This window comes from Cryobacterium adonitolivorans, assembly GCF_004402695.1.
GTDB classification, from domain to species: Bacteria; Actinomycetota; Actinomycetes; order Actinomycetales; family Microbacteriaceae; genus Cryobacterium; species Cryobacterium adonitolivorans.
This window is the reverse complement of sequence record NZ_SOFL01000035.1, coordinates 1-19,064: the sequence shown is the minus strand read 5'-3', so window position 1 is coordinate 19,064 and position 19,064 is coordinate 1. Positions and strand designations below refer to the sequence as shown.

The window sequence follows — 19,064 nt, the reverse complement described above, 5'->3', positions numbered from 1 at the left end:
GTTTACCAGTCTATTTGGCGCGTGGCTCCGACGAGACACGTTCCGGTTGCGAGCAGGGGGGCGACGACGCTGTGATAGCCGCCGGTGGAGGGGCCGTGTTGGCCGATCAGGCACCCTCCGGTGACGTTCACGGAAAACTGGATGGAGTCCGCCGGTTCACCCTTGGTGGTGGCGTCGGCGGTGACCTCCATCTTCGTCTTGTCGAAGCCGGCGGCGACCAGCGCGTCGATGTAGCTGCGGCCGGCCGCGTTGGGGTCCGCGGAGAGGGCCGCCGTGATGACCGAGTCGAAGTAGGGCAGGTTCTCAGTGGCGGTGCCCGCCGGCACGAGCGCCGGCGGCGCAGCCTCTGTCGGGGTGGGACTTGCCATAGCGGACTCGGTCGGCGCCGGGCCGTCAACGGGGGCGGCGGAGCATCCGGCCAGGCCGAGGCCCAGGCCGAGGACAAGACACGCTGCCCAGGTCGTCGCTCTGCGGCTACGCCGCACGGGTGCGTCCAAAATCCGGCCCACGCGTCGTCCTCCCCCGCGGCCACACGCTGCGACCGAGAAGTCGAGTCTAAGCGGACTGGGTTTCCGATTCCCCCTGCGAGGTGTCCGGTTCGGCATGTGCGGAATCGGACTGACCGGCGGCCTCACCCGCAGCCCCGCCCGCCGGGTCGGCATCCCGCTGCTCGACGGCCGACGGTGCAATGCTGCGCACGAGTGCGGTCGTGCCCCAGGACAGATTGTGGCCCACGGCGTCTGCCTCCACCTCCACGGAGGTACCGGAACGGTCCTCGTTCTCCCAGTCACGGATGCGCAGGCGCCCGGTCACAAGAACCGGCTCGCCCTTGTGCACCGACTGCTCCACATTGTGGGCGAGCTGCCGGAAGCTGGAGACCGTGTACCAATTGGTGTCGGCGTCCACCCAGGCGTTCTTCACCCTGTCGAAACGGCGTTGCCGACAGGCAAGCCGGAAGGAGGTGATGGCCAGGCCGGAACTCGTGACGAGGTGGCGCGGGGTGGTGGCCACGATTCCAGTCAGGGCGATGGTGTCGGTCACGGGAGTCTCCTGGGCGGCACGAGGCGGGTGGCGGTGTGGAACGCGACCCGGGAACAGTCCTCGTGCCGGGTTCGTGTTCCCGGGCCGCGCTGCACCCACCCTCCGCTTCCCGGCCCCGATCACCGGGCCGGTAGCCCAGGGTGTGGATAACCCGAGCCGCAGCTACGTGGGGAGGAACCGCGGATCTAGAGTGAGGTCATGACCTTCAATGCTGCAGAGAACCGTTATTCCGAGATGTCGTACCGCCGAACCGGGCGCAGTGGCCTGAAGCTCCCCGCACTGTCGCTGGGGCTGTGGCACAACTTCGGCCACGAACGCCCCATCGACAACCAGCGCGGTATCCTGCGCCGGGCCTTCGATCTGGGCGTGACGCACTTCGATCTGGCCAACAACTACGGTCCGCCTCCCGGCTCCGCCGAAACCAACTTCGGCCGCATTTTCGCCGAGGACTTCCGTCCGTATCGCGACGAGATGATCATCTCCAGCAAGGCTGGTTACGACATGTGGGCAGGTCCCTACGGCGACTTCGGCTCGCGCAAGTACCTGTTGTCGTCGCTGGATGCCAGCCTCGGCCGGCTGGGACTGGACTACGTCGACATCTTCTACTCTCACCGCCCCGACCCGGAGACCCCCATCGAGGAGACCATGGGCGCCCTGGCCACCGCCGTGCAGTCGGGCAAGGCGCTGTACGCCGGCATCTCGAACTACAGCCCGGAGCAGACTGTGGCGGCCTACGCCGCCCTGGCCGAGCACAAGATCCCGCTGCTGATCCACCAGCCGCGCTACTCCATGTTCGACCGGCACATCGAGGACGGCCTGTTCCCGGTGCTCGACGACCTCGGGATGGGCAGCATCGTCTTCTCCCCGCTCGCCCAGGGCCTGCTCACCGACCGCTACCTCGGCGGCTCGGTGCCGTCGGACTCCCGGGTGGCCACGAGCCGGTTCCTGAACGAGAGCTCACTCAACGCCACCTACCTCGAGCACGCCCGGGCCCTGAACGCCATTGCGGCCGACCGCGGCCAGACCCTGGCCCAGCTCGCCGTCACCTGGATCCTGCGCCAGCCGCAGGTCACCAGCGTGCTCGTGGGCGCCAGCAGCATCGGCCAGCTCGAGCAGACCGTGGCGGCGCTCGAGGCGCCGGCACTGGACGCCGATGAGATCGCCGCCATCGAGCCGCACGCCGTGCACGGCACCGGCATGAACTAGCCCGGCACGCCGGTCCCGGGTGGGGCGAGGGCGGATGTCGGTGGCCGGTTCTACGGTGAGTCCACCGGCATCCGCCCTCGCATTGGAGCACACCATGACCACTCTCACCATGGCTGGACAACCCACCGCACTCGCCAGGACCGCACAGCTCAGGACCGCACAGCTCAGGACCGCGCTTTCCGCGGCCGCACGGCCCACGACCATCGCCCACTCGGTCGGCCCCGCCCGGTCCAGCGGTCCCAGCCTGGTCGCCGTGCGCGACGGACTGTGGCGCGTCGTCGACCGTTCCGGCGCGGTCCTCGGCCACATCGAGCGCGAGACGCACGCGGATGGCGAGCGGTATCTCGCCCGCCGCCTGGTGATGCCCACCCGACGCATCGACCTCGGTGCCTTCTGGCGCATCGACGAGGCGGCCGACTGCTTCCGCTGATTCCGCCGCACCCGCGCCTGGTCGCGCCTGCACGCGACAGCGCCACCCCGCTACGCTGAAACGATGCTGCCACAGCCGAAATCCGCACCCCCAGTTCCGGCCCGTCGCGGGCTGGTTCCCGACCTCCTGGCAGGGGTGGGCTACCTCGGTCGCGGTTTCGGCATGTGGATCACCTCGCCGCGGCTGATGCTGCTCGGCGCTATTCCCGCCCTCCTCGTGGGCCTCGTGTACCTGGTCGGAATCGTCTTCCTGGTCGCCAACCTCGACACCATCGTCGTGTGGGCGACCCCGTTCGCCTCCGGATGGGCCGAACCACTGATCCTGAGCACCAGGGTGGCGGCTGCCCTCGTCTTTGTGATCGTGGCCGCCCTCTTCGCGGTGTACACCTTCACCGCCGTCACCCTCGTGGTCGGCGACCCGTTCTACGAGCGCATCTGGCGTGCGGTCGAGACCAAGCTGGGCGGTGCGCCGGCCGAGGTCAAGCAGAGCGTGCTCCGGGCCGTCGGCCGTGGCATCCTCGATGGCCTCCGGCTGCTCATTCCCGCCATCGGCGTGGGCATCCTGCTCCTGGCCTCCGGCTTCATCCCCCTCGTCGGCCCCATTGCGGTGGCGGTGTTCGGCGCCCTCCTCGGCGGCTGGCTGCTGGTGGTGGAGCTCACCGGCTTCGCCTTCGACGCCCGCGGTTTCAGCCTGCGGGAACGGCGTCGCGCCCTGCGGTCCCGACGCGCGGTCGCCATCGGCTTCGGAGCGGCGTCGTACCTGGTCTTCCTGGTGCCGTTCGTGGCCGTCGTCGCGATGCCGTCGGCCGTCGCCGGCGCCGCGATGCTCAGCCGGGACACCATCGACGCTCTCGCCGCACCGCCGGCACGCTGAGCGCCCGCCGGGCCAGGGCGGCCGCGCGGGAGCCGTTTATGACCGCTTATCCGGCCACGCCGTGACGGCTACCGCTGATCGGCCCGCCTGCGAGGTAGCCTTCCGCACATGCAGTGGTGGAATGATTTCGTAACCTGGCTCACAGCGACCAGGAACCAGCCCATGATCTTCAGCGCCGTCGTGCTGATCGTCGCCATAATCGTGGCCAGCCTCCTGGCGGCCTGGATCGCACGTGGCGCCATCGCGCGCCTGCTCGCCCAGCACGACCGCGAGTTGCGGGCCGCGGCCATCGGGTCGATCGTGGATGCCGCAACCGAGGCATCCGTCTGGAACTCATTGACCCCGCAGGAGCAGGTGATGAACGACCGTGCCGTGGGCATGGCCGACATTCAGATCCGGCTGCTGCCGATCAAGGGATCGAGCATCGCCGCGGATTGGGCAGCGCACCAGCTGGCCGAGCTCAAGCGCACCTCGGCCACCTTCGGTTACCAGCTCGAGCCGGCCCTCGTGGAATTCCGCGACCGCCTCGTCGACTGGCAGAAGAAGCCGTCCCGGGCACGCAAGATCTTCCAGGGCGACCTCGAGCGCTGGAAATCCCAGAACACCTCCACCGAGAAGAACCTCCTGGCCGAACAGGATGCCTGGGTAGCGCAGCAGCACCACGACCAGTTCGCGACTCCTGCCGCACCGGGCAAGGCTCCGGCCGCCCAGCCGCTCGGTTACGTCCCCGCCGCGGCTGCCCCCGGGGCGGCGTCCTCGCCAACCGCGTCTCCCTCGACGGAGACGCAGCGCCTCCTCGACGACGTGCAGGCACTCGAAGTGCGCCCAGCGCCGCTGCCGAACTCCTAATCCCCCACCCGTCAAAAAAACGCCGGTCCGCTTTCGCGGGCCGGTGTTTTTCGCTGCCCGGCCACGATTCACGGACCGGCGCGGCGGGTCGGGTCTACTTCCACCAGTCGTCGAAGAGGGATGCCGGCACCCGGCGCTTGTGCTGGGTGCTCAGGTAGCGCCGCTCGATGGCCTCCGCCACGTGGTCCTCGACGGGCTTGCCCTCGAGGAAGTCGTCGATGTGCTCATACTGCATCCCCAGGTTCGCCTCATCGGTCTGACCGGGGTTGTCGTCGAGCAGGTCGGCGGTCGGTGCCTTCAGGTAGAGCTGCTCGGGGGCGCCCAGCTCCATCAACAGCAGCCGGCCCTGCCGCTTGGTCAGACCGGTCAGCGGCAGCAGATCGGCGCCGCCGTCACCGAACTTGGTGAAGAACCCCGTCACGGCCTCTGCCGCGTGGTCGGTGCCGACCACCAGCAGTCCGTGGGCTCCGGCGATGGCGTACTGCGCGATCATCCTGGCGCGGGCCTTGACGTTGCCCTTGTCGAAGTCCGGCATCCGGGTGCCGGTGCTGACGCTGAATTCGGCCTCGAAGCCGTCGACCGCACGCTCGATGTTGAAGGTGAGGTTCGATTCCGGAGCGATGAACTCCAGGGCGAGCTGTGCGTCGTCCTCGTCCCGCTGCACCGCGTACGGCAGGCGCAGCGGGATGAAACGAACGGAGTGCCCCTCGACGGTGAGCTCCTCGATCGCCAGCTGGCACAGGCGCCCGGCCAGGGACGAGTCCTGTCCCCCGCTGATCCCGAGGACCAGACCATTCGCCCCGCTGGCGAGCAGGTAGTCCTTGAGGAAGTCGACGCGGCGCCGAATCTCGGCGGCCGGGTCGATGGACGGGGTCACGTGCAGTTCCTTGATGATTCGCACCTGTTGTTCTCGCATCTGACGAATCTATCAAGTCGCGGCGAGTAGATGTCTGCAGGATGCCTGCACATCCGCCCGGTCACACGGCGACGCATTGGCCCGCGTCTGGCGGCTGGACTCGTAGCGTCGTGAGTGCGTCCTCCCACAGCGTGGGAGGCGAAACGAATGGGGAAACTGCATGCTGGTCACTGGATTGCTCATCGGGATAGCTCTCGGCTTCGTCATGCAGAGGGGGCGGTTCTGTGTCACCGGGGCGTTCCGGGACCTGTGGGTCACCGGCAACACGAGGTGGCTCACCGCGTTCCTCATCGTCATCGCCGTGCAGAGCGTCGGCGTCTTCACCCTGGACGCCCTGGGCGTCATCTCACTGTCCTCCAGCCCGTTCCCCTGGCTCTCCACCATCGGCGGGGCCTTCATCTTCGGGTTCGCCATCGTATTGGCCGGCGGTTGCGCGACGGGAACGTACTACCGGGCCGGTGAGGGCCTGGTGGGCAGCTGGCTGGCCTTGATCTTCTACGCGCTGTTCTCCGCCGTCTCCAAGACCGGTGCGCTCGCCCCCGCCGTGACCGCAATTCGCGGCGTGACGGTCGAGGCGTCCACGGTTCACGGCGTCCTCGGCGTGTCACCGTGGCTTCTGGTGGCGGCTCTCGCCGTGGCCGTCGCCGCCCTCGCCCGCCACCACCTGCGCCGCCGTCCGGCAGCACCGATGGCCACCCTGCCGGCTCGCAAGCGGGGCATCGCCCATCTGCTCTTCGAGAAGCAGTGGGGCGCCTTCAGCACCGCCCTGGTCATCGGGGTCCTGGCCATTCTGGCGTGGCCGCTGAGCTGGGCAACCGGCCGCGAGGCGGGCCTGGGCATCACGGGTCCATCGTCGAACATCGTCAATTACCTCGTCGCCGGCGACGCCGAAGTGATCGACTGGGGCGTCTACCTCGTCATCGGCATCCTTCTGGGCGCGTTCATTGCCGCGAAGGCCAGCGGCGAATTCCGTGTTCGGATTCCTGATGCGCTCACCACTGTGCGCAGCATCGGCGGCGGGGCGCTGATGGGAATCGGCGCCAGCCTGGCCGGCGGCTGCACCATCGGAAATGCGATGGTCAACACAGCTACCTTTCAGTTGCAGGGCTGGGTGGCGTTCGGGTTCATGATCGTGGGAGTGGGCGCTGCGACCCGGCTGTTCATCACGGGACCGTCGAAGGCCCGGCTCGCGGCCGCCGGCCAGGGTTCGGCGAGCACCGCATCCGAACACGAGTCGATGCGCTCCTGACCGTCAGGTGACTGCACCCCAGGCGACAGCACGACCCCACCCAGTTACCAGCAGCATCCAATTCCGACCAGCAAGGAGACAGCCATCATGGCCCAGCACGTACTCGAAACCGACGGTCAGGTCTGCCCGTTCCCCCTCGTCGAGGCCAAGGAAGCCATTGCCCTGCTGGCGATCGGCGACGAGTTGGTGATCAACTTCGACTGCACCCAGGCGACGGATGCACTGCCCAGGTGGGCGGCGGATGCCGGCTACCCCGTGACGAACTTCGACAGGGTCGGCAGCGCGGCGTGGACCATCACGGTGCAGAAGGCCTGAGTCTCGTCCACCAAGAAACAACCCCGCCGGCATGACCGGCGGGGTTGTGCTGTGCCCCCGGCAGGATTCGAACCTGCGACAAAGAGATTAGAAGGCTCCTGCTCTATCCCCTGAGCTACGGGGGCGCATAGCGCTTCAACGATACCGCAGTCCGGACGACTGCCCCGGCGTCGGCGCGCTTAGAGCGCTTTGGCCGTGGCGGCCAGCACCTGAGCGAGGGTCGGCACGCCCGTGGCGCGGAACACCTCGTCGCCGGCGGCGTTCTGCACGATGATCGTGGGAGTGTTGCGGATTCCGGCCTCCTCGGCCGCGGCATTGTCGTGCGCCACGTCGAGTTCGCGCACCGTCGCGGCCGGCACCAGTCGTTCGACCTCTGCCAGGACGGAGCGGGTCTGCAGACACGGTTCGCAGAAGGCCGAGGAGAAGAAGATGAGTTCCATGACGGCTCCTAACCGTTGACCAGTGCGAGGACGGCCACAACCGCGGAAACGGCGGCCAGCAGCAGCGACACCCCGACCAGCACCGCGTGCACGATCAGGAACGACGTCGGCTTGCCCGACGCATCCCGAGCCCGGTCGTCCTGACTGACCCTCTTGTAGAAGCGTGGCCAGACCACGACGTTCCAGACGGCGTTGAGCAGCAGCAGGATAGCGAGTGTTGTAAGCATCAGCATCAGTCTACGAGCGCCGGGGCGGCCGCCGGTAAGGGAGCCGTGTCGGGGCCCACCGCTAGACTCGCCCCATGACAAACAGCAGTGACCGGTTGGTATGGATCGATTGTGAAATGACCGGGCTCGACATCAACAATGACGAATTGGTGGAGATTGCGGTGGTCGTCACCGACTTCGACCTCAACATTCTCGACCCGGGCCTCGACATCGTGATCAAGCCCGATGCGTCCGCCCTGGCGAACATGGGCGACTTCGTGCGCAATATGCACACCTCATCCGGGCTGATAGAGGAGATCCCCAACGGTGTGAGCGTGGCCGAGGCGGAGTACCAGGTGCTCGAATACGTGTTGCGTTTCGTTCCCGAGGACCAGCGCGCTCCCCTGGCCGGCAACTCGATCGGAACTGACCGGGCATTCCTGGCCCGGTACATGCCGCGCCTGGACAAGCAGCTGCACTATCGCAACGTCGATGTCTCCTCGATCAAGGAACTCGCCCACCGCTGGTTCCCGCGAGCGTACTTCAACGCACCGGCCAAGGACGGCGGCCACCGCGCTCTCGCCGACATCCTGGAGTCGATCCGCGAGCTCGCGTACTACCGCCAGAGCGTCTTCGTGGCCGACCCCGGACCCACGAGTGCCGAAGCAAAATCGCACGCGACGGCCGTTGTGAACAACTTCACCCAAAACGTGTAATAGAATTCTGGAGTTGCCTTCGCTTGCAAGAGCGAAGCGGCACTTGGTGGGTATAGCTCAGCTGGTAGAGCGCCTGGTTGTGGTCCAGGAGGTCGCGGGTTCAAGCCCCGTTACTCACCCCAAGTAGATCTTTCCGAGAGATTGTTAGACCCGGATCAGTCCTGTGAACCTGTCATGCTGAGTGGATGCTCACGCTCAGCCACGACGACTTCGAACGCCTCGTCATCGACGAGCTCGATCTGCTCCCCGACGACATGGTCGACGGCCTCGACAACGTGATCTTCGTGGTCGAGGACCGCCCGGAGGACGGCACCCTGGACACCCTGGGCCTCTACGACGGCGTCGCCCTCACCGAACGCGGCCAGTACGGCTTCGGAGAGATGCCGGACCGCATCATCCTCTTCCGTGAACCGCTGCTGGCCATCGTCTCCGACATGGACGAGCTCCGCGATGAGGTTCACGTGACCCTCGTGCACGAAATCGCCCATTTCTATGGGATTGACGACGACAGGCTGCACGAGCTGGGCTGGGCCTGAGCGCTGTCGGGCTACCCTGAACCATGAGTAGATTTCGACCTGGCCGTGTCATCGGCGTTTCGGTGGGAACTCTCATCATCCTGATGATCGGGGTGTACGGGCCCGCCACGTTGCTCGGCCCTCTCCCCGTCGCCGCGGTCACCCTCACCCCACCGAAACCCGCCGTGCCGGCGTCCACCCCGGTGCTACCCGCCGCCGGCTCCAGCGGCCTGCTCGCCATCACCGCGGTGGACAGTGCCGAGACCGGCGATGCCGCCGTCGAGCCCGCCCCAGCGACGTTGGGCGTGGACACCATAGCCGTCGGCGGCGGCAGCGACCCGCTGCCGATGGCATCCGCCGCCAAGATCATCACGGCCCTCGTCGTGCTCGACGCCAAGCCCCTCGCGGCGGGCGAACCCGGTCCGGCCTACTCGTTGGTCACCGCCGACTACCAGGACTACCTCGACTACACAGCGGAGGACGCCCGCACCGTGATCGTGTTCCCCGGCGAAAGCTGGACGGAGCGCGAGTTGCTTCAGGCCATGATCCTCGGCTCCAGCAACAACCATGCCGACACCCTGGCCCGTTGGGCGTTCGGCTCCGTCGACGCCTATCTCACCGCCGCCAACACGTGGCTGGCCGCCAACGGCATGCCGGACACCACGGTGGTCGACGCCAACGGCCTTCTCGACGGCAGTGCCGGAACCGGCACCGACCTGGCCCGCATCGCGGGACTGGCCGCCACGAATCCCGTGATCGCCGACATCATCGCGCAGCCGGCATCCGCCCTGGTCGGCCAGCGCGGCGTCAAGAACACCACGCCCTACCTGCCCGAAGAAGGCATCGCCGGCATCTCACGCAGCTACACCGACGAAGGCGGGGTCTGTTTCCTGTTCACCGCCACCGTCGCCACCGGGGACAAGGCCTTCACCTTCGCCGGCGCCTTCCTGGGCGAGCCGGACTACGACACCCTCACCGCCGACCTGACGGCCCTGATGGCCTCGGCACGGGCCGGGGTGACGGAGTTGCCGGTCCTGGCGGAGGGTGACGGCTACGCGACCCTCACGACGGCGTGGGGCGATTCGGCCGATGCCGTCGTCGCCACCCCCAAGACCCGATTCGGCTGGCAGGCCGCGGCCCCCACCGACGCCCAAGTGACGCTCGACGACGTCGCCACGGGGCGTGCGGGAGCCAAGATCGGCCGGGTCACGGTGGATGCGTTCGGCGAGAGCGTCTCGTCCACGTTGGAGCTCGACAGCAACCTGACCGACCCCGGTCCGGGCTGGCGTCTGCTGCACCCCGTCCCCCTCGTCAGCGCCCTCGTCGCCACCTGGTAATCGGCAGGGCGGGTGTCAGCAGGCTCGCGAAACCGCGGTTCAGTCCGGCGCGTCGTTCGATTCGATCGGGTCGCTGTCAGACGAGTCGAAGGCGTATCGCACGTGCAGCTTGCCCTGTACCTCTCGGCTGTCGACCTCGTCGTACCAGAACAGCGATTCCATGCTGTCTACGGCGGCGACCATGCTGATCCGGGCGTCATGCTTGCCGTGCAGGAGCACGCGGCTGTCGGTCTGGCCCTCGAGCGGGCCGTCTACGAATTCCACGGTGTACTCGGTGTTCTCACTCTGCGGGGTAGTCATGACCCCAACCTACTGCGGAGGCACGGCTTTCGGGTGAGCCGGCACCGGAGCGTCTGAGCCGAGGGGCGTACCCGTGAGTCTCACGGTGGCCCAGCGTTCGGGCTGGTCCCGAGTGCGGTAGGCCACCCAGTCGTGCTGCCACTGGTCCCAGTGCGCCTCGAAACCGCCGCCGTCGCGGGCCAGCGCCCGCTGCTTGCGGATACCGTCGTCGGCATCCAGCCATACCCTCACGTCGCTCACGAGAGCATGGGCCCTGGCCAGGGCCCCGCAGCCCTCGATCACGAGCGGCCGGCCGGGGTCGACGCTGTGCCATTCGGCCGGGCTCGCCGCCGCCCAGTCGTATCGTTGCCAGGCCGCGGGCCGGCCGGTGTGCCGGGCGCCCAGTACCAGCCTGCCGACCAGGTCGACGGCGGCGTCCAGGCCGCCCCAGCCCGGATAGACGTCGTCGAGGCGTACCAGCGTCGGCGGTACCGGTCCCGGCCAGGCGGCTACCACGGCGTCGGCGAGAGTGCTCTTGCCCGCACCACTGGGACCATCGATGAGGATCACGGCCCGGTCGCCCACCGGATTCCGGCCCAGTGCCCTGACGGCATCGAGCACAGGTACGACCAGGTCAGGCGAGCACAAAATGCCACGTCCCCAACAGAACGGCCGCTGTGATCGCGGCGGCGGCGATGGCGGCCCCGATGGTGACGATCAGGCCGTCGCGCACGCCGAAGACCGACTCCCTGGCCCAGGTGCGCGGTTCGTCGCTGCCGAAACCCCGAGCCTCCATGGCCGTGGCAAGCTTGCTGCCGCGTCGCACGGAAAGAACCAGGAGCGCGAACGCGAGTCCGCCGAACCGGCGGGCGTGGCCGCGCAGCCCGCCGCCGTCGCCCACCCCGCGGGCCCGCCTGGCGAGGGCGAGGGTGTGCCAATCGTCGATGAACATGCCCACCAGCCGCAGCCCGGCCAGGGCGCCGAGCACAAAACGGGCCGGCAGGCGCAGCACCTGCGCGAGGCCGTCGCCGAGGTCCGTGGGGTCGGTGGTGGCCAACAGCACGATCCCAGGGATGCCGATGGCCAGGATCCGCAATCCGATCGCGAAGGCCAGCGACACCGAACCCTCCGTCACCGACACGAACCCGGCGCTGAACAGCATGGCGCCGGAATCCTGCCCGTAGAGCACCGTGGTGAGCACGGCGAAGGGCGCGGCAATCCACACCGGCGCGGTGCGCAGCCAGAACTGGCGGGCGCTCAGGCCGCACCAGGCCAGCAGCACGGCCTCGAGCGCGAGGGCGACGGCGGCCGAGACCCAATCGATGGACAGCATCAGGGCACAGCTGATCAGCAGCGCGACACCGAGTTTGGCCACCGGGTTCACCCGGGCGATCGCACTGGGCCGGATCTCCGGCGTCATCAGGCTCACGACGCGTCCGTTCCGGCGCGCTCGCGCGGCCCGGTGGTCACGCTGTGGGTGGACACTCCAGGGGTGGACACGCTGCGGTTGGACACGCTGCGGTTGGACACGCTGCGGTTGGACATACTGCGGTTGGACATACTGTGGCCGCTGGCCGGACCGGTCCCCGGCACCAGGGTGAGGCGCACATCCGCCAGGGCGGTCACGAACTGCTCGTCGTGGGTGACAGCCAGCACGGCGGTGCCGGTGTCCAGGAGTTCGGCGAGCAAGCGCACCAGCTCGGCCCAGGTGCGGGAGTCCTGTCCGAAGGTGGGCTCGTCGAGCACGAGCAGTCGCGGCCGGGTGGCCAGCACTGTCGCCACGGACAGCCGCCGCTTCTCGCCCCCAGACAGGGTGAACGGGTTCGCGTCGGCGAGGTGGTCCAGGCGCAGCCTGTGCAGCAGCGCGTCCACCCGCTCCGCCTGCTCGGCCCCGCCCAGGCCGAGGGCGCGGGGGCCGATGGCGAGCTCGTTGCGCACGGTCCCGGCGAGGAACTGATGCTCAGGGTCCTGGAAGACCGTGCCGATGCGCGCCAGCAGATCGCGGGAGCGCCATCGGTGCGGGGCCGCCCCGAGTCCCGCTGCTAGGGCATCCGTAGCGGCCAGCCGCCCGTCGGCCGGCGGGAGAAGCCCGGCCAGGGTGAGCGCGAGGGTCGACTTGCCGGTGCCGTTGGGACCGGTGATGGCGGTGGCCGTACCGGCTGCCACGGCCAGGTCGAGGCCGTGTGCGACGACAACGGCCCGCTTGCGGGCGAACGGGACCCGCCCGACGGCGAGATCGTCGGCGCTGAGCAGGACCTCCTCGCCTCGGGTGTCGGGGCTGCCGCGGCGCTCGGGCGGTGCCGGCGGGAACCTCGGTATCCACACGCCGGCGGCGGCGAGCCGTTCGCCTTCGGCGCTGAGCACACTGTCGGTGGGCCCGTCGGCGAGGATCCCGCCGACCGGGTCGAGCACGACGATGCGGTCCACGACGTTCTGCCAGACCGCGACGCGGTGCTCGATCACGATGAGGGTGGCGCCGGACGCCTCCACCGAGCGCAGCACGGCGTCGCGCACCTCGACCACCCCCTCGGGATCGAGGTTGGCGGTGGGTTCGTCGAGCAGCACCAGGCCGGGGCGCATGGCGAGCACCCCGGCCAGGGCCAGGCGCTGCTTCTGGCCACCGCTGAGCGCGCTCGTCGGGTGACGCAGGGGCAGGTCCAGGCCCACGGCGGCGAGGGCCTGGCCGACCCGCGGCCAGATTTCTGCGCGGGGAACGGCGAGGTTCTCACAGCCGAACGCGACGTCGTCGCCGACCCTGGCGAGCACGACCTGGGAGTCCGGGTCCTGCAGCACGAGGCCCACCCGGCCGCGGGAGGCGCTGGGCCGCCGGCCGTCCACGAGGAGTTCGCCGGTCTCGTCGCCGTCCTCGTCGTCTCCGAGCACGCCGGCGAGGGCGTGCATCAGTGTGCTCTTGCCGGCGCCGCTGGGCCCGAGCAGGAGCACCCGCTCCCCCGGGCGAATGTCGAGGTCGAGCTCGGACACCGCGGGGCGGGCCCGGCCGGCGTGCCGCCAGCCCCAGCCTGAGGCCGTGACCCTGGCGCCGGTCATGGCCGGGCCACGGCGACGCGGGGCGGGCATCCGGTGGGGGTCACCGGGCGGACACGGTCCGGGCCCGGTCGGTGGGGCCCGATTCACGGCCGGCGGCGAAGCGGGTCAGCGCGCCGGTGCGGGCGAGTCCTCGCACCGCCAGCCAGGACAGCAGCCCGGCCAGCACGGTGCCGGAGACGACGGCGGAGACGAAGTAGACGGCCTTGTAGCCGATGTCGAGGGCTGCGTAGCTGGTGAAGGTGGTGTCGAGCAGTCCGACGGCAACGCCGGCTCCGGCACCGGCCAGGAGGGCGACGCCCAGGCGCCAGTTGGCGTAGAGGAACAGCGCCAGCACGATTTCGGCGCCCAGACCCTCGACGACGCCCCAGATCAGGGTGGAGAAGCCCCATTGGGTGCCGATGAGCATGGAGACCACGGCGGCGACGACCTCGGTGTAGACGGCGGCGCCGGGCTTGCGGATGATGAGTCCGCCGAGCACTCCGGCAAAGAGCCAGCCACCAGCCAGAAGCCCTTCGAGCCCGGGGGTGAAGGCCAGCAGGGCGCTCAGCGGCGACCAGGCCAGGCCCCACGCCCAAAAGATCACGCCGCTGGCGACGCCGATGACGCTGGCCACGACGATGTCGACGACCCGCCACTTCAGCACCCGCGATTTGCCCGGCATGGACGGGGTCTGAGAGTCTGACAACAGGGTGTTAATTGATGCGTGCACTGTACGTGCCCTTTCCGTAGAGGAATACTGGGCACGGGATGAGAAGCCTCCCTGCGCTGGCATGATCCAGATCAGGTTCGACGGTCGAAGCTGAAGTAGCTTCCTCTCAGCCCGGTTCACCGGACTCCCGTGTTCAGGTACGAGTATAGAACTCCAGGGACGCATCCGGGTACTTCGGGTCGTCGCGCGACATTTTCTTCGCGCGGCGGTTCTGGAAATCTGGGCCGATCCACTTTTCGGCCCATCCGCTGATCGACCGATCCGCTGATCGAGTTTGTCGAGATCGCGCGGGCCGGCCGCGTTCGCAGGACACGGTCACCAGGTCTCGACGAGCTCGACCAACGAGACGGGAACCGACCGCAGGACGCGTCGCCTGGGCGGGAGGAGCTCGACCCACCCGCTGATCGAGCGTGTCGAGATCCCGGGAGCCGACCGTGTTCGCGAGAACCGGTCATCGGTTCTCGACGAGCTCGACCAACGGGGCGGGAACCGATCGCAAGACTGGGTCACCTGGGCGCGAGGTACCCGATCAAACGGCAGCTAGCGCTTGAGCGCGCGGATGATGCGCGCGATGGCCTTGCCGCTGACCCAGACGAAGGGGATGCCGACGGCGAGCAGCGAGATCACGTTCGGCTCGAAGCGGGCCGCTCCGCCGGACTTCACGTAGGCGCCGATCGGAACGGCCATGCCCCCGCCGCCGCCGCCGGCCGCAGCGGATTCGTCGCCTTCGCCGCCGCCGCCGAAGCCGTACTGCACCAGGGCCACCGGAACGATGGTGACGCCCTCGATCTGCACGGGGTCTCCGTAGGCCGACCTGACGCCGATGGATCGAGCGTTTTCTGCGAGCTTCAAGGCGAGATTAGTCATGGTGAGAGGCTACTCCCCCTCCCCCTTCGGTGTCCCGGCGTCCGGTGTTCCAAAGGGATGCACATCACGCTTCGGGGCACTCCCGCCGCCCAGCTGCGAGGCCGGCCGCACGATCCCCCGGCCGAACCGGGCGGTCACGGTGTCCACTGCGAGTTCGGCCTCACGCCAATCGTCGTCATCGTCCCACAAGCCCATTCCGGCACCGTCGCCGGAGCCGAGTTGCTCGGCTCGCACCCCGATGAGGCGCACCCGGATGCCCCTGGCCGCGAGAACGTCGAAACTCGCGGCGACCTCCTCGTAGATCCGCCGACCCACATTGGTGGGCTCGGCCAGGGTGCGGGACCTGGTCACCGTACTGAAGTCGGCATAGCGGAGCTTCAGCACCACGGTGCGGGCGACGAGGCCGTTACCGCGCAGTGTGGCGGCCACCGCATCCGCCTGCCGGAGGAGTTCGCTGCGCAACCGGGCGACATCGGTGACGTCATGTTCGAACGTCACTTCGTGGCCGACGCTCTTCTCCTCGCGTACGAGGTTGATCGTGCGCGGGTCGATGCCCCAGGACAGGTCGTGCAGCTTGTGGGCGGAAGCGACCCCCACGGCACGCTGCAGCATCTCGAGGGGTGCGTGCGCGATGTCGCTCACGTGCCGCAGACCGAGCCCGAGCAGCGCCTGTTCGGTGGTGGCGCCCACACCCCAGAGGGCACCGACGGGCAGCGGATGCAGGAACGCGATGGTGTCCTCCGCGGGTATCACCAGCAGCCCGTCCGGTTTGGCCCGTCCAGAGGCCAGCTTGGCCACGAACTTGGTCGACGCGGCACCGACCGAGCAGGTCAGTCCGGTCTCGGCGAACACTCGCGCGCGGATCTTCTGCCCGATCTCGGCCGGTGAGCCGTGCACGCGTCGGGCGCCCGCAACATCCAGGAAGGCCTCGTCAATGCTGAGGGGTTCGACCATCGGCGTCATGTCGGTGAAGATCCCCATCACCTGGCGGGACACCTCCGTGTACCGGCTCATATGCGGCTCGAGCACGATGGCGGCCGGGCAGCGGCGCAGGGCGATGGCCATGGGCATGGCCGAATTCACCCCGTATTTGCGGGCAACATAGTTGGCAGCGGTCACCACGGACCGGCCGGAGCGGTGGCCGATGACGACGGGCAGGTGCACGAGTTCGGGGTGGTCAAGCAGTTCGACGGACGCGAAGAACGCGTCCATGTCGATGTGCAGCATGGTGGCGGTGGTGTCGTCGACGTCGGCGCCGGTCGTCTGCCGGTCGCTGCCATCCTGCCTGCTCATGCCGCACCACGCCCTTCTACCGCCCCGGCCGAATCCAACTCGAAGCTACCTTCGAGAGTACAGGCTTGACGCGGCCGGCGTTCGGCTAGAAGCCGCCGAAATCCCCACCACCGAAGTCGCCGCCACCGCCGAAGTCGCCGAAACCGCCGGAGTCGCCACCGAAATCGCCGCCGGAGTCCGCCGTGGTCTCGGTGCCAGAGTCGGTGCCAGAGTCTGCTTCCTGGTCGGCTCCGGTTTCCCCGGACTCGCCAGACTCGCCGGACGCATCCGCCCCGCCACCCATATCCGGCAGGAACGCGCTCACCAGAGCAGAGCCGACGACATAGCCGGCCACGGTGCCGAGCAGCGAGGCGCCGAGCATACTGCCGAAGCCGGGTCCTTGCCGGCCGCCGGCCTGTTCACCGCCGAACGCCCGGTCCAGGGTGCCCGGCTGGCGGAGTTCGGCCCGGGTGGCGGCCTTGGCCAGGGTGGCCGGTTCGGCGTCGGCCGGGCGCTCGCCCTCTATCGCGTTCTCGGTCAGCTGCTGGAAGAGCAGGTCACGCTGCTCGTCGGTGAGCTTGCTGAACGCTTCGGTGTGCACCTGCTCAATGGTCTCCGGCGGCGCGGTGCGCAAGAGGTACCGGTAGCGCTCCACGGCGATCTCGTCGTCGGTGCGCTGCGGGGCCGCCGCGCGGCGGGGCGGCTCCGGCTGTTCGGGTCGGCCCAGAAGGCGATCGAGGAATCCCATGAGTCTGCTCCTTCGCTTTGGTTTCAGCCTAAACGGCAGCCGGGCGCACCGACAGGACCGCGGCCAGCGACTCCAGCGCATTCACAGGGTCGGGCCCGGCCGGGATCAGGACGACGCTTGTGGCCCCGGCGGCGTGCAGCTCATCGATGCGCCGACGAGCGGCTGCGGCGGTGCCGACCACCGCGAGCTGGTCGATCCAGTGCTCGGGCAGCGCTGCCGCGAAATCCGCTCGGCTCGCGCTGTCCGAGCGCAGGGCGGCGAATTCCTCGGCGAACGGCAGAACCCTGATGTGCGGAGCCCAGTCGGGGTCTCCGATCCATTCCAGCGCCGGGCGCACCAGGTCGCGGGCCACGGCGGGGTCCTCGTCAACGGCGGCCACGTTATAGGCCACGACGTGTCGGCGCCCCAACGGCGGGCGGAGGCCGGGGAACCCGAAGTCGCCGGGAGGAGCGTCGCGGCCGCCATCGAGCGCATCGATCGCCGCCGCCAGGTACTCGGGCGTGACAGGTTCCGCCAACACCACCCCGTCGGCGCAGGCGCCGGCCAGTTCGAGGGACTTCGGTCCGCGTACACCGGCGAGGATCGGCGGAACCGTGGACGGCACGGCGGCGAGAGCCACGGAATCCGCCTGGGCATAACGGCCGGCTGCCGTGACACTCGCCCCGCGCATCAGGGCGCGAATGAGGTCGACGTTCTCGGCGAGCATGGCCAGCGGGCTGGCCGGCCAGCTGCCGGTCTGCCGCATCCAGGAGGGCATCCCGTGACCGATGCCCACCTGAAGCCGGCCGGGGAAGAGCTCGGCGAGGGTGGCGATCTCGAGGGTCGCGAAACCTGGGTTCCGGGCGGCGGCGGGCAGGATCCCGATCCCCACCACGATGTTCGTGGTGGCGGCGAGCACGACCGCGGCCTGTGCGATGCCGCCGCGGAAGAAACAGTCCTCCACCACCCAGATCTCCTCGAAGCCCAGCTCCTCGGCGCGGCGTGCGTACGTCACGAACTGCCCGGCGGGCAGGTCTCGCGGCAGCATGACAGCGATGGCGCCCGGGGAAGTGGAAGCTGGCACGTGGACCTCGTCTCGGTAGGCCGCGGGCAACGCCCGCCGGTGTTCTACGTCGAACCTAGCTTCTCTGCGCGATTTTCCACCACCGATTTTCTGCGGGCCCGGAATGCCGGCGGACACATTGCCGTTGCACCCTGCACGGGACTTTTCCCTCTGGGCGGATGCCGCATGACAATCAACGAAGTGAGCCCACTGTGCCTGAAACAATTGCGACCACTGAGACCACCGACACCACCTCGACGCCCGACGGCGCAGCCGCAACGGCTGCCCCGGCGTTTGACTGGTACACCCTGCAGAAACAGGCCCACCGCGAGTTCGGCCGACGCGTGGCCGCCGTCGGCGACTGGAACGCACCGACCCCCGACAAGGAATGGACCGTCGGCGATCTCGTGCGCCACGTCATTCAAGAGCAGCAGTGGATCCCGCCGCTGCTGGCCGGGCTGACCCTCAACCAGGCTCGGCGCCGTGTTGACCCGCTCGGTGACGACCTCGCTGCCGAATGGCAGACGCACTCCTCACGCGCCACGGCGGCGTGGCAGGCTGCCCCGGCGGATGCCTCGGTGCAGCTTTCCTACGACACCGTCACGGTGCTGGACTACCTGCGCGAGCAGGTCTCCGACGTGACCATCCACTCCTGGGACCTGGCCCGCGCCACGGCGGCCGACGAGGTCCTGGATGACGGGCTGATCGAGGCGGTCTGGACGGTCTTCGAGCCGCAGCGTGACGCGCTGGAGGCCAGCGGCCTGTTCGACTCCCCGGTGCCGATGCCCGAGGATGCGCCGCTGCAGTCCCGCCTGCTGGCCCTCACCGGCCGCGACGACCGCCGCTGACCCGCAGGCCCCGCCACCTGTTGCTCGTGCGGACAATTGCGCCCGTTACACCGGGGGTGGATTCAACCGGTCGATGCAACACTGCCGTCTTGTTGGTCTGAGAGTAGCTGGTTCAGGGCTTCGCGGGGCGTGGCTGCGTCGAGTCGTTTTCGGGGGCG

At 68.8% G+C, this 19,064-nt stretch carries 24 protein-coding genes, 2 tRNA genes and 1 riboswitch; of the genes, 11 read left to right on the top strand and 15 right to left on the bottom strand.

Annotated features, from left to right (window positions below):
* Positions 1-2: 2 nt before the first annotated feature.
* Together E3O42_RS10620 and E3O42_RS10615 are read right to left on the bottom strand one after the other, a co-directional pair.
* Complete coding sequence (locus tag E3O42_RS10620) at positions 3-485, bottom strand: DUF6993 domain-containing protein (protein WP_134453920.1); 483 nt, start codon at positions 483-485, stop codon at positions 3-5.
* 70 nt (positions 486-555) lie between these two features.
* Positions 556-1,041: a single-stranded DNA-binding protein gene (locus E3O42_RS10615; protein WP_134453919.1), complete on the bottom strand. Its 486-nt coding sequence runs from the start codon at positions 1,039-1,041 to the stop codon at positions 556-558.
* Between the two features lie 198 nt (positions 1,042-1,239).
* Here E3O42_RS10615 and E3O42_RS10610 point away from each other — a divergent pair, with 198 nt between their 5' ends.
* The 4 genes from E3O42_RS10610 to E3O42_RS10595 all read left to right on the top strand — a co-directional run bounded on the left by E3O42_RS10610 (position 1,240) and on the right by E3O42_RS10595 (position 4,399).
* Complete coding sequence (locus E3O42_RS10610) at positions 1,240-2,247, top strand: aldo/keto reductase (RefSeq protein WP_134453918.1); 1,008 nt, start codon at positions 1,240-1,242, stop codon at positions 2,245-2,247.
* 94 nt (positions 2,248-2,341) lie between these two features.
* Positions 2,342-2,677 carry a hypothetical protein gene (locus E3O42_RS10605; protein WP_134453917.1) on the top strand — a complete coding sequence of 112 codons (336 nt, stop codon included), beginning with the start codon at positions 2,342-2,344 and terminating at the stop codon, positions 2,675-2,677.
* Positions 2,678-2,740: 63 nt separating this feature from the next.
* Positions 2,741-3,550 carry an EI24 domain-containing protein gene (locus E3O42_RS10600; RefSeq protein WP_134453916.1) on the top strand — a complete coding sequence of 270 codons (810 nt, stop codon included), beginning with the start codon at positions 2,741-2,743 and terminating at the stop codon, positions 3,548-3,550.
* Between the two features lie 162 nt (positions 3,551-3,712).
* Positions 3,713-4,399: a hypothetical protein gene (locus E3O42_RS10595; protein ID WP_174844254.1), complete on the top strand. Its 687-nt coding sequence runs from the start codon at positions 3,713-3,715 to the stop codon at positions 4,397-4,399.
* A gap of 94 nt (positions 4,400-4,493) precedes the next feature.
* Here the strand turns inward: E3O42_RS10595 and nadE are convergent, their stop codons facing one another.
* Positions 4,494-5,315, bottom strand: a complete 822-nt coding sequence (gene nadE, locus E3O42_RS10590) for an ammonia-dependent NAD(+) synthetase (RefSeq protein ID WP_134453915.1) — start codon at positions 5,313-5,315, stop codon at positions 4,494-4,496.
* Between the two features lie 160 nt (positions 5,316-5,475).
* Between nadE and E3O42_RS10585 the strand changes: the two genes are divergently transcribed.
* Positions 5,476-6,564, top strand: coding sequence for a YeeE/YedE family protein (locus E3O42_RS10585; protein WP_134453914.1), 1,089 nt, complete (start codon positions 5,476-5,478; stop codon positions 6,562-6,564).
* An 87-nt stretch (positions 6,565-6,651) separates the two neighbouring features.
* On the top strand, positions 6,652-6,879 hold the full coding sequence (locus E3O42_RS10580) for a sulfurtransferase TusA family protein (protein ID WP_134453913.1): 228 nt from the start codon (positions 6,652-6,654) through the stop codon (positions 6,877-6,879).
* A gap of 52 nt (positions 6,880-6,931) precedes the next feature.
* On the opposite strand, the gene E3O42_RS10575 is transcribed toward E3O42_RS10580, so the two are convergent.
* From E3O42_RS10575 to E3O42_RS10565, 3 genes are all read right to left on the bottom strand, one after another.
* Positions 6,932-7,004 (bottom strand) — tRNA-Arg (locus E3O42_RS10575).
* 54 nt (positions 7,005-7,058) lie between these two features.
* Positions 7,059-7,319 carry a thioredoxin family protein gene (locus tag E3O42_RS10570; RefSeq protein ID WP_134453912.1) on the bottom strand — a complete coding sequence of 87 codons (261 nt, stop codon included), beginning with the start codon at positions 7,317-7,319 and terminating at the stop codon, positions 7,059-7,061.
* 8 nt (positions 7,320-7,327) lie between these two features.
* Positions 7,328-7,546 carry an SCO4848 family membrane protein gene (locus tag E3O42_RS10565; RefSeq protein WP_104167361.1) on the bottom strand — a complete coding sequence of 73 codons (219 nt, stop codon included), beginning with the start codon at positions 7,544-7,546 and terminating at the stop codon, positions 7,328-7,330.
* A gap of 74 nt (positions 7,547-7,620) precedes the next feature.
* Here E3O42_RS10565 and orn point away from each other — a divergent pair, with 74 nt between their 5' ends.
* The 4 genes from orn (at position 7,621) to E3O42_RS10545 (ending at position 10,093) form a co-directional block, all read left to right on the top strand.
* Positions 7,621-8,241: an oligoribonuclease gene (orn, locus tag E3O42_RS10560; protein ID WP_134453911.1), complete on the top strand. Its 621-nt coding sequence runs from the start codon at positions 7,621-7,623 to the stop codon at positions 8,239-8,241.
* Positions 8,242-8,287: 46 nt separating this feature from the next.
* A tRNA-His gene (locus E3O42_RS10555) sits at positions 8,288-8,363 on the top strand.
* A 63-nt stretch (positions 8,364-8,426) separates the two neighbouring features.
* Positions 8,427-8,777, top strand: a complete 351-nt coding sequence (locus tag E3O42_RS10550; RefSeq protein WP_134453910.1) for a metallopeptidase family protein — start codon at positions 8,427-8,429, stop codon at positions 8,775-8,777.
* A gap of 23 nt (positions 8,778-8,800) precedes the next feature.
* Positions 8,801-10,093, top strand: coding sequence for a D-alanyl-D-alanine carboxypeptidase family protein (locus E3O42_RS10545; RefSeq protein ID WP_134453909.1), 1,293 nt, complete (start codon positions 8,801-8,803; stop codon positions 10,091-10,093).
* A 39-nt stretch (positions 10,094-10,132) separates the two neighbouring features.
* Here E3O42_RS10545 and E3O42_RS10540 read toward each other — a convergent pair whose 3' ends face one another.
* The 9 genes from E3O42_RS10540 to E3O42_RS10500 all read right to left on the bottom strand — a co-directional run bounded on the left by E3O42_RS10540 (position 10,133) and on the right by E3O42_RS10500 (position 18,079).
* The gene (locus E3O42_RS10540) at positions 10,133-10,393 is read right to left on the bottom strand and encodes a hypothetical protein (protein ID WP_134453908.1); all 261 of its coding nucleotides are present in this window, start codon (positions 10,391-10,393) and stop codon (positions 10,133-10,135) included.
* Between the two features lie 9 nt (positions 10,394-10,402).
* Entirely contained in the window at positions 10,403-10,993 is a 591-nt protein-coding gene (locus E3O42_RS10535) for an AAA family ATPase (RefSeq protein ID WP_166787967.1), read from the bottom strand.
* Positions 10,994-11,006: 13 nt separating this feature from the next.
* Complete coding sequence (locus tag E3O42_RS10530; RefSeq protein ID WP_134453906.1) at positions 11,007-11,801, bottom strand: energy-coupling factor transporter transmembrane component T family protein; 795 nt, start codon at positions 11,799-11,801, stop codon at positions 11,007-11,009.
* The gene (locus E3O42_RS10525; protein ID WP_134453905.1) at positions 11,798-13,450 is read right to left on the bottom strand and encodes an ABC transporter ATP-binding protein; all 1,653 of its coding nucleotides are present in this window, start codon (positions 13,448-13,450) and stop codon (positions 11,798-11,800) included. The genes E3O42_RS10530 and E3O42_RS10525 overlap by 4 nt, the downstream gene beginning before the upstream one ends.
* A gap of 10 nt (positions 13,451-13,460) precedes the next feature.
* Positions 13,461-14,081, bottom strand: a complete 621-nt coding sequence (locus tag E3O42_RS10520; protein WP_134453904.1) for an ECF transporter S component — start codon at positions 14,079-14,081, stop codon at positions 13,461-13,463.
* Positions 14,082-14,159: 78 nt separating this feature from the next.
* Positions 14,160-14,270: riboswitch (TPP riboswitch) on the bottom strand.
* A 399-nt stretch (positions 14,271-14,669) separates the two neighbouring features.
* A complete protein-coding gene (locus E3O42_RS10515; RefSeq protein WP_134453903.1) occupies positions 14,670-14,996 on the bottom strand; it encodes a hypothetical protein in 327 nt (108 codons plus the stop codon).
* Positions 14,997-15,005: 9 nt separating this feature from the next.
* Positions 15,006-16,289 carry a DNA polymerase IV gene (gene dinB / locus E3O42_RS10510; RefSeq protein ID WP_134453902.1) on the bottom strand — a complete coding sequence of 428 codons (1,284 nt, stop codon included), beginning with the start codon at positions 16,287-16,289 and terminating at the stop codon, positions 15,006-15,008.
* A gap of 85 nt (positions 16,290-16,374) precedes the next feature.
* Complete coding sequence (locus tag E3O42_RS10505) at positions 16,375-17,016, bottom strand: hypothetical protein (RefSeq protein WP_134453901.1); 642 nt, start codon at positions 17,014-17,016, stop codon at positions 16,375-16,377.
* A 28-nt stretch (positions 17,017-17,044) separates the two neighbouring features.
* Positions 17,045-18,079, bottom strand: coding sequence for an LLM class flavin-dependent oxidoreductase (locus tag E3O42_RS10500; protein ID WP_241984768.1), 1,035 nt, complete (start codon positions 18,077-18,079; stop codon positions 17,045-17,047).
* A gap of 191 nt (positions 18,080-18,270) precedes the next feature.
* Between E3O42_RS10500 and E3O42_RS10495 the strand changes: the two genes are divergently transcribed.
* Entirely contained in the window at positions 18,271-18,906 is a 636-nt protein-coding gene (locus tag E3O42_RS10495) for a TIGR03086 family metal-binding protein (protein ID WP_241984767.1), read from the top strand.
* The last annotated feature ends 158 nt before the right edge of the window (positions 18,907-19,064 follow it).